Origin of the sequence: Parasutterella secunda (genome assembly GCF_024733725.1) — a bacterium.
Classification (GTDB): domain Bacteria; phylum Pseudomonadota; class Gammaproteobacteria; order Burkholderiales; family Burkholderiaceae_F; genus Aphodousia; species Aphodousia faecalis.
The window spans coordinates 1-1,244 of record NZ_JANRHP010000017.1 but is presented as its reverse complement, the minus strand read 5'-3'; the positions used below and the strand labels follow the sequence as shown (position 1 = coordinate 1,244).

Genomic DNA, 1,244 nt, shown 5'->3' with positions numbered 1-1,244 from the left:
TCTGGTGGCGAGTCAGTTGTTCATTTTTGACAATCGTGAGTGATTCGGCGTGTGATTGTTTCGGTGCCGCTTTTATACAACAGATCGTGCCTACGGCTCACCGTATTGCGACGTTGGCGTCCTTCGCACGATCCACGTAACCCTGCACCCTAGACGGTGAGCGAGAGTGAAGTGTCGCCTGCGTCTTGCAACCACTTGCGAATCCGTCCAGCTTGATCGAGCCGCTAGGGTTCAAATCCACGTCTATCGTCAGCGCCGAGCATCCTTTGAATGTGTCGGTGAAGTCTGTGAGCTGTGGATTATGGACGAAGAGCCCCCTAGGCACACGTTGGAGGGTCCTACAACCCTCGAACGCACCGCTTAATGATCTTACATTTCCAAGGTGCGGAAGCGGCGCCAGAAGCTCCTTTACGAAGTCACGTCGGAAATTCAGAAGAGGATAGTCTCGAACGCCATCAACCCGTCTAAGCTCGACGATGTCGTTGACCTTGAAGCTAACCCGATCAAGGAGCTGATCGGTCGGCTTGCCGTTGATCAAGATTTGAAACCCTTGAAGTCGATGCTTTGGACGACTCGTCAGCCGGAGATTGGTCAACGATTTGGAGGTTCGAAATCGGTAAAAATTGTCGTTCATCATGATATGGATTGCTCGATATGCCGTATTGGTATTTACCGATTTAAGGGGAAATTTCCTGTTGGAGAGTTTTTGAACAATACCGATTCGTCTGTAACCCTTGACATTATTGGCAGTTATCGATGCCGTCTATCTCATTATCTCCTATAAGTGGAGATTGAACTCTCACTATGTGAGACGTTCTTGCTTATCAGTCGTCAGACTGTAAGTTCAATCATTGTGACTCACCCTCTTATACACACACAATCCAAGATTGTGACGCTGGGGCGAAGCCCTAGCGATCACGTTGTCGAGTGCGAGTGTCAGCGAGCGCTCGGCAACAGACACTTCTCTTTGAAAGATTCTTCGTTTGTTCCTTTCCCTGTATTGTCCGACCATCCCACGTAAATCTTTCTTCCGAACATTCTCGTTGCCACTTCTTCGAATACCTTGATCGTATCTTCTTTGTCAGATTTCCTTACGTACATCGCATCGCAATGATGTAGATACGGGATCTTTCGTTTCAACAATTCCTTGCCGATCTCGATCATAAATTCCGATTCAATCCTTTGTATCTCTTTGAATACCTTCGGCTTGCCATACAGCTCTTTCAGATACGGTCGCTCCTTCT

At 47.9% G+C, this 1,244-nt stretch carries 1 protein-coding gene; it reads right to left on the bottom strand.

Features of this window, described 5'->3' with window-relative positions:
* Nucleotides 1-936: 936 nt before the first annotated feature.
* Nucleotides 937-1,244, bottom strand: a 308-nt coding sequence (locus NW199_RS08685) for a hypothetical protein (protein WP_258334349.1), incomplete at its 5' end; no start/stop codon positions are given.